Here is a 7,954-nt window from a genome sequence, read left to right as displayed (position 1 = left end):
CCGATAAAAACCCATCACAATGACAAAGGGCACAACTGTGCCCCAAAAGAGGGCCCTCGCAGGCCCTCTTCGCGTTCCAAAAGAACGCAACAAAGCCGCACGCGGGGTGGAGCAGCCCGCCGTCCAGGCCGACACAGTCGCAATGGACAACAAACACGCTTCCGGGCTGAAAACATCAGCCCCAATGGTGACGCGGGGTGGAGCAGCCCGGTAGCTCGTCAGGCTCATAACCTGAAGGTCGTAGGTTCAAATCCTACCCCCGCAACCAAAGCAAGCCCAATGCAACCGTCCAGCTACGGACAGGACCGTCGATCCGCGATAAGCGTCCGTTGAAGACCGTCTTACGGTTCAACGCTGCGCTGGGTACCCAGGCTGTGAAGATGGACGCATACTAAAGCCTACTGCTTCCCTTGATCTTCAATCTACCCATTACAGAATGAGTTCTACGAGGTGGCCTCTCAGGGCGGATCAAGCTTTGTGAAGGTTGCGCTTCCGATCGGGCCCGCGATCATGTTGGGCCTGTGGTTTTGGTTCACGGCCTTGTTATTCGTGAGCAGGAAAGGCCCACCTCTACACATCGCAGCCTTTTAGCCTGCTGCCGGTTTGACGGACACCGAGATAAGGTGTTTTCATCAACCGGAGAGCATCGATGCAACGAAGGAAGTTCAGCCGCGAGTTCAAGCTTGAGACGGTAAGATGGTGAAGGAGAGGGGGGGAGCGGTTGCACAAGCCGCCCGCGATCTTGATGTGCATGAGAATGTGCTGCGCAAATGAGTTCGGGAGTTTGCGGCCGACAAGCAGGATGCCATTACTGGGCATGGCCAGATCAAGGCCGAGCGCAGGAGATTCAGCACCTGCGTCGGGAGGTGGCTAAGCTCAAGGCGGAGCGCGATATTGTAAAAAGCCGCCGCCTACTTTGCGAAGACTCGATATGAGGTTTACTTTCATCCCGAGCATCTAGGGATCTGGCCGGTGTCGTGCCTTTGCGCAGCTCTCGGTGCCTTGCGTAGTGGCTTTCATGCCTGGCTGGTGTGTGCCCCATCGGCCCACGCCAGAAGTGGCATCGAAGTGGGGCGCTAGGCCAGGATAAGCTTGACGCTGAGCACCGGGCCTATGGCGCGAGGCGGGACTGGCATGAGGTACTGGCGGACGGTGTGGATTGCGGTCTGCATCGCATCGAGTGCCTGATGCGCCAGCAGGGATTGCGCGCCAGACCGCGCCGGCGTGGCCTGCCCAAAGATTATGGCGAAAAGTCAGTGGTCGCGGCCAACGATCCTGGATCGTCAGTTCGTCGCCGATGCGACTAACCAAAAGTAGGTGGCAGACTTCACGTATATCTGGACCGGCCAAGGTTGCCTCTATGTTGCGGCGGTCATCGACCTGTTCTCGCGCCGTGTCGTGGGCTGGTCGATGAGCGCGACCATGACGGCCCAACTGGTTGCGGATGCTATAATGATGGCCATATGGCGCCGGGGCAAACCCGATACCTGCTCCATCATTCGGATCAGGGCAGCCAATATACCAGTGAGCAGTTCCGGCGCCTGATGCCAGAGCCGACGTGTTCGATTATATAGAGCGTTTCTACAATCCCACCAGCAGGCACTCGACCCCAGGCTATCTCAGCCATATCGACTTCGAACGCCGGGCTGGGGTAGCCCAAAGAACCTTATCTCAATGTCCATCAAACTGACAGTAGGCCAGACCGACGCACAGTCATCATGAGTCAATCAATTACGGGACAAGAAGTTGAGCGACCGTCGAATTGACCCACTTACCGACCTCTGTCGATTGCGAGGCGAAAGTGGTCGCCGCGCCAAGAGCGGGGTGGCTTTTTTTGTTCGGCCTCAATGGGAAAACCGGTCAAGGTCAGCCTTTCGCTGCTGCATTTGTAATCGGCAGGGGCGCTGCGGTCGGAAAGATGGCCTGCTTTCCTTGCTTCCTCTCCGGCTCAGGCACCGCATGAAAGCAGGCTCTAGATTCGCTTCAGGCGCGCTTCGTCGGGGCTTACCTCGTATCTGACCAGGCTGCGGACGCCGCCGCCGGGCTTCTCTACTTGGTCCATCACCCTGACGTCCGTGGTCCAGGCGCGGGGGGTGATGTCGAAGACCTGGTAGCCGCGCCGGTCAGTGTAGAGGTCGAAGTTGGGATTGTTTTCGAGGATGTGCGCGAAGCCTTCGTCGCCACGGCCGTTGCCGCCCGACGAGATCGAGGTGGCGAGGAATTCTACGGCCACGGCCTTGCCTTCGGGTTCCTCGTCGCGCTCGGGCACGATTCCGGCGGCGTGCTTGTGGTGGTCGCCGGTGGCGATGACGACGTTGGTGAGGCCGTGGCGCTTGATGCTTTCGCGCAGGCGGGCCTTCGCCGGGCGGTAGCCGTCCCACAGGTCCGTCTCGAAGACGGGGCGCGCCGCGCCCGGCGCGCGCACGTCGAAGGGCATGACGATCACCTGCTGCGCAAGCAGGTTCCATGTCCGGTCGTTGCCAAGCCCTTCGTCGAGCCAGGCTTCCTGCATGTGGCCGAGCATTTCCGGGCTGGCGTGAGCCTCGGGCGTGCAGGTCTCGGCACGGGCCACGTCGTTGCAGGACTGGTCGGTGCGGTAGCTGCGGGTATCGAGGACGTGGGTGCGCAACAGGCGGCCATAGTCGAGGCGGCGATAGGCGGTGATCCCGGCCGCGCTCGGCATCTGGGAACGGCGCAGGGGCATGTTCTCGTACCAGGCCTGGTATCCTGCCATGCGGCGCAGCAGGAACGCCTCGGGCGGCGTGCCGTCCTGATCGTAGTCGCCCGCCCAGTTGTTGTCGACTTCGTGGTCGTCGAACGAGGCGGCGAAGGCGCAGGCGGCGTGGGCCGCTTGCAGATGCGGGTCCGACTTGTACTGCGCGTAGCGGCGGCGATAGTCGTCGAGGCTGTAGATCTCGTCGCCGTGGTGGCTGCGCACCGCGCCTTTCCCGCCGCTGGCACCCGCTGGCCGACCGGCGCCTTCGTAGATGTAGTCGCCATAGTGGAATACGAGGTCGAGGTCCGGCTCGCGCGCGAGGGCGCCCCAGGCGTCGTAGAAGCCCGCCTCCCAGTGCTGGCACCCGGCCACGCCGATGCGCAGCCGGTCGAGCGCGGCTCCGGCTGCGGGCGCGGTGCGGGCCAGGCCTACCGGGCTGACGTCGCTCCCCAGGACCGAGAAGCGATACCAGTAGTGGCGATGCGGCAGGAGCCCGCCCACTTCGACATGGACCGAATGGCCCAGTTCGGGCCGCGCCAGCGCCTCGCCCTTGCGCACCACCCGAGCGAAGCGCTCGTCCTCGGCGACTTCCCAGGAGACGGGCACCACCATCTGAGGCATTCCGCCATGCTCGCCCAGCGGATGCGTTGCCAGCCGGGTCCAGATCACGAAGCCGTCCGCCCACGGATCGCCCGAGGCGACGCCGAGCGTGAAGGGATTGGCGCCGAGCGGACGGGTCAGCACGGCCGCATGGGCGGGCAGTCCCGACAGCAGTAGCAGGCCGGCACCCGATTTCAGAAGCGAACGACGATCGATGGTCATGGGAGCGATGTCCTGTTCAGAGAGCGGGCATGGGCGCGGGTGCGGAGCCCGTTTCGGGATCGTAGGCGGGGTTGGTCGGGTCCTGCGGGCGGGGATCGCCTTCGCCGGGTTTGGCGCTCTCGGTCCAGGCGCGGGTCAGCAGGTCGCGCAGCATCGCCGCGCCCGCAGCGCTGCGACGATAGACGAAATCGCGCCCCTCGCGGCTTTTCGGGTCGGCAAGAACCTTGCGCTTGTCGAGGTCGAAGATCTTTTCGACGTCCGCATTGCTCTCGTTGAGGAAGGTGAGGACGTGCTCGAACAGGTCGCCCTCCTGCCGTGCGGGCGCATCGATGCGCTTCGCGAAGTTCTCGGGCTGGAGGTCTATCGCGTCGGCATAGCCGATCTCGAAGGCGCCGTGGATGCCGCCGCCGGTCGCGTAGCCTTTGGGATTGGGGCCGACCCAGCCCTCGCAATGGATGCTGACGTGGTGGGGCTGGGTGCCGTCGCCGATGTAGTGAGACATCCACGCGGTGTAGAAGGCCAGCGTCTGCTCGATGTTCGCGGTCGGCTCTCCGCGCATGCGCTTCCAGCGCAGGCTGCGCATGCCCGCGACGATGCGTCCGTAGCCTTCCATGATCGCGTAAGGCATCGTGCCGGTCCAGCGCACGTTGAGACGCTCGGCAGCCTTGGGGTCGATTTTCCGCACGCGCTCATGCTCACGATAGAGGGCCAGCACGAAGGCATAGCGCGAGCGTGGGACAGGTTTAAGAAACTGGAGACGTTCCACGAACCAGGTGTGGTTGGGATCTTCGTCGATCTTGGAGAACGGCTCGGAAGACGAGCGCCAGCTGTCGGGCGCGCCTGCTTCCTCGCCGATGAACTCGGCATATTTGCGCAGGAACACCGGTCCGTCTTCCGGCAGCGCATCGAGCGCGGCATGGTCGATCACGGCATGGCCGCGTCCGCCCCAGGCAAGCGCGGGGGCGGCGTGGATGCTCGCGGCGAGAGTGAGGGCGAGAAGCAGCTTTCTGCGCATCGGATAGGGCTTTCGATAAACGGCAAAGGGCGGGACGGGCACGATGGTCGCGCCCGCCCCGCCGCTCTGGTCAGGATCAGAAGTTGTACGAGATGCCGACGTAGGCGCGGCGGCCCGAGTAGATCGAGCTGGTCAGGCGGTCCTTGGTGTCGTTGCCGAGGTACTGCCACTCGTGCGACTTGGTCAGGTTGATGATCGAGGCGGTGAGCATCAGCCCATCGCGGATTTCGTAGGAGGCGTTGAGGTCCACCTGCTCGTATGGCGCGGTATAGGTGTTGAGGCCCGAGGACAGGCCGCCCACCACCGTGCCGCGGCGGTTGTACGAGGCGCGCAGCAGCAGGCGGCGGGTCTCGTAGAAGACCGAGGCGTTCCACTGCGTCTTCGCGCTGCCGACCAGCGGCGAGGTGCCCACCTTCTGTCCATCCAGCGTGACGTCCGCCGTCGAGGTATCGTTGTAGGTGAAGTTCACTTGCGCGCCGAGGCCGAAGGGCAAAGTGTGCTGCGCGTAGATTTCCACGCCCTGCGATACCGCGTCCGAACCGTTGGCGACGGTGGAGTAGGATTCGATCAGCACCTGCTGGCCCGCCACGTCACGCGTCACGTCCATGACCAGCGGCACGATGAAGTTCGACACGTCCTTGCGGAAGGCGGTGGCGCCGACCACCGAGCCGGGGCGGAAGTACCATTCCACGCCCACGTCGTACTGCCATGCCTTGAAGGCGTTGAGCTGCGAGTTGCCGCCGCTGCCCGACCAGCCCGCGAACTCGCCGAACTGGTCGCGGTCGAAGGCATAGGCTTCCGACTTGTAGGTGAGCGAGCGCGCACCGGCGAGGTCGGAGATGGATGGACGCGAAACCACCTTGGCCACCGCGCCGCGCACCAGCAGCGTGGGGGTGACGTCATAGGAAAGGTTGAGGCTGGGCAGCACGTCGGTGTAGCTCTTGCGCTCGTTGAGGCGCACGTTCTCGATCACTTCGCGCTGGTTCAGCGGCAGCACCTGGCAGTTGCCGTCCGCGCCGAGCGGGCGGTTCGGGTCGAACGGGCCGCCCGGTCCATCGACGCAGTAGTCGACGAGGTACTGGAGGCGGTCCGAGGTTTCGTCGCGCTGGATGGTCTTGACCACGCGCACACCCAGGTTGCCGCGCAGGCCGCCGGTCGCGAAGTTGGCCTGGGCATAGCCGCCCAGCGCCTCTTCCGAGAGGTTGTAGACGTTGTTCGGCTCGGGCTCGCGCACCGAGGGGCCGTAGCGCTCGTTGATGATATCGAGGTAGCGCTTGAAGTCGACGCCGGGATAGAGGTTCGCGCTGAAGCCGCCGTTGATGTTGCCCATCGGCTTGTCATAGAAATATTCGGGCTGCGCGACGGCGCCCGCGGGCGTGTTCTGGTAGCGGATCTTGTTCGCGGCATCGGCATACCACTCGTTGCGCCCGGTCTCGCGGTGCACTTCGAGCTTGCGCCACTTGCCGCCCAGCTGGATCGAGCGGAGGAAGCCGCCGTCGAACTGGCGCGTCAGGTCCAGCTGGACGTAGGGCTGGTCGATCTTGCTGTTGGTGAAGCTGGAATTGGTGCCGCCGATGTCGATCTGGGCCACGCCGTTCATCAGGTTCTGTTGCAGCTCGGGCGAGAACTCCATCGCCACGCCCTTGCTGGAAAGATCCCAGGCGCTGAGGAAGTTGCCGTTCTGCTCCTGGCCCACCACCGTGATGCGCGGTTTGGCGGCTACCTGGAAGCGCATGGAGGGGCCGCCCTTCGATGCCGTCTTGCCGACTTTCAGCAGCGCCTCGAAACGGTCCAGCTTGTAGCGCGCTTCGCCCTCGAACGTCTGCGAATGCTGCTTTTCCTTGGAGTAGTACCCGGTCAGGCGCGGCGTCTCCATCGTGCACATCGGGGTATTGGCCAGGCACGGCGCGCCCGGAACGGCGAACGTCGCGGACTTCATGACCGTGCCGCTCTTGTCGAACTGGGCGTCGCTGAAGAACTTGCCGTAGCCCCACTCGGGGATCGTCAGCTGGTTCATCACGTAGTCGCTGCTGTATTCGAAGCGGAAGTAGTTCGCGGTCAGCGTCAGCGTGTCGGTGGGGCGGAACTGCGCCGTCGCCTGGATGCCGAAACGCTCGCGGTCCTGGTCGAAGACTTCGGCGCGGACCGACTGCGGGGCCCAGTAGCCGGTGTAGTGGTCGCCGCCAACCGTGCTCTGGCCGCCGCCGGTCCAGTAGGACCCCGCCGCATCGTTGGCGATGGGATTGCCGTTGACGTCGGTGGCGCGCTCCAGCACCTGACCGTCAGCGCCGCGATCGCTCCACCAGCGCCAGGTTCCGGCGGTGGAGCGCATCTCGCGGTTGGTGCGCTTCTGGTAGACGCCGCCGATCAGGAAGCCGATCGTCTCGTCCTCGTTCTTCCACGAATATTGCGCACCGATCTGCGGCTCGAACTTGTCGCTGTTGTCGGAGTAGGTGCCCTCCGCCGAGATGAATCCCGAACCCGAGGGGACATCGAACGGACGCCGGGTGTTGAGGATGATCGTGCCGCCGATGCCGCCTTCTTCCAGACGCGCTTCGGAGGACTTGTAGACCTCGGTGCTGGCGATGAAGTTGGCGGGCAGCATCACGTAGTTGAACGAGCGCTGCGGGTCGCCGCTGTCGGCCCCGGCCAGGAAATTGCCGTTGAGCAGGGTCTGGGTCAGGCCCGGCTGCAAACCACGGATGCTGACGCGCGACCCTTCGCCGCCGTCGCGGGTGATGACCACGCCGGGCATGCGCTGCAAGGCGTCGGCCACGTTCTTGTCCGGGAACTTGCCGATGTCTTCTGCCGTGATCACCTCGACGAAGGCATTGGCCTCGCGCTTCTGCTGGAGCGCCTGCTCGATGGATTCGCGGTAGCCGGTGACGACGATATCGGGATCGGCTTCGCCCTCAGGCGCCGCAGCAACGGGCGCGTTTCCCACCGTATCCTGCGCGAGTGCAACGACCTGCCCGTCGTCGCCCACCACGCGCAGGCCGGATCCGGCGATGAGGCGGCCGAGCGCTTCCTGCCGGGTCATCGCGCCGCGTACCGCAGGGGCAGTCATGCCCCGGATTTCGGCGGCGGGATAGACGATCTTGACCTTGGCCTGCTTGGAGAACGTAATCAGCGCCTGGCCCAGGGCCTGCGAGGGAACGTCGAAGTTCACGGTCGCCGCCAGCGCGGGACTGGCGACCAGCGCCGTCGAGGCCGCAAGTGCGGCGAACAGAGAATTGTAACGCAAGGACATCGAAACTTACCCCCGACATGGCGCACCGTCTGCGCCATTCGAAGGGCATGACGGGATCGGGGCCGGTTGCCTCCAAGTCAGGGGAGAATATTTTTTCGCCTGGGAAGTTCGCGTAAGAACCCGTCGTAAGAAAATCCGTCGTCCCGGACTT

The 7,954-nt window shown here is 64.1% G+C and carries 3 protein-coding genes, 1 tRNA gene and 1 pseudogene; 2 read left to right on the top strand and 3 right to left on the bottom strand.

From position 1 onward, the window contains the following. Positions 1 to 191 precede the first annotated feature (191 nt). Positions 192 to 268: transfer RNA gene (locus ACI3K3_RS17880), tRNA-Met, on the top strand. Between the two features lie 381 nt (positions 269 to 649). Beyond that, positions 650 to 1,690 (top strand): annotated as a pseudogene (locus ACI3K3_RS17875) (IS3 family transposase). A gap of 282 nt (positions 1,691 to 1,972) precedes the next feature. Here ACI3K3_RS17875 and ACI3K3_RS17870 read toward each other — a convergent pair. The 3 genes from ACI3K3_RS17870 to ACI3K3_RS17860 form a co-directional block, all read right to left on the bottom strand. Further along, a complete protein-coding gene (locus tag ACI3K3_RS17870) occupies positions 1,973 to 3,538 on the bottom strand; it encodes an alkaline phosphatase D family protein (RefSeq protein ID WP_404916084.1) in 1,566 nt (521 codons plus the stop codon). A gap of 16 nt (positions 3,539 to 3,554) precedes the next feature. Then, positions 3,555 to 4,553: a nuclease gene (locus tag ACI3K3_RS17865; RefSeq protein ID WP_404916082.1), complete on the bottom strand. Its 999-nt coding sequence runs from the start codon at positions 4,551 to 4,553 to the stop codon at positions 3,555 to 3,557. 76 nt (positions 4,554 to 4,629) lie between these two features. Next, positions 4,630 to 7,797 (bottom strand): TonB-dependent receptor, encoded by a 3,168-nt coding sequence (locus ACI3K3_RS17860; RefSeq protein WP_404916080.1) that lies wholly within the window; start codon positions 7,795 to 7,797, stop codon positions 4,630 to 4,632. Positions 7,798 to 7,954: the final 157 nt, after the last annotated feature.

Origin of the sequence: Novosphingobium sp. ZW T3_23, from assembly GCF_044987305.1 — a bacterium.
Lineage (GTDB): Bacteria > Pseudomonadota > Alphaproteobacteria > Sphingomonadales > Sphingomonadaceae > Novosphingobium.
Note: the sequence above shows the minus strand (reverse complement) of the source record. Positions and strands in the feature narration are given on the sequence as shown.

Coding starts and splice junctions, on each gene's coding strand:
- ACI3K3_RS17870 (WP_404916084.1), bottom strand. CDS start 3,538: ATGACCATCGATCGTCGTTCGCTTCTGAAATCGGGTGCCGGCCTGCTA.
- ACI3K3_RS17865 (WP_404916082.1), bottom strand. CDS start 4,553: ATGCGCAGAAAGCTGCTTCTCGCCCTCACTCTCGCCGCGAGCATCCAC.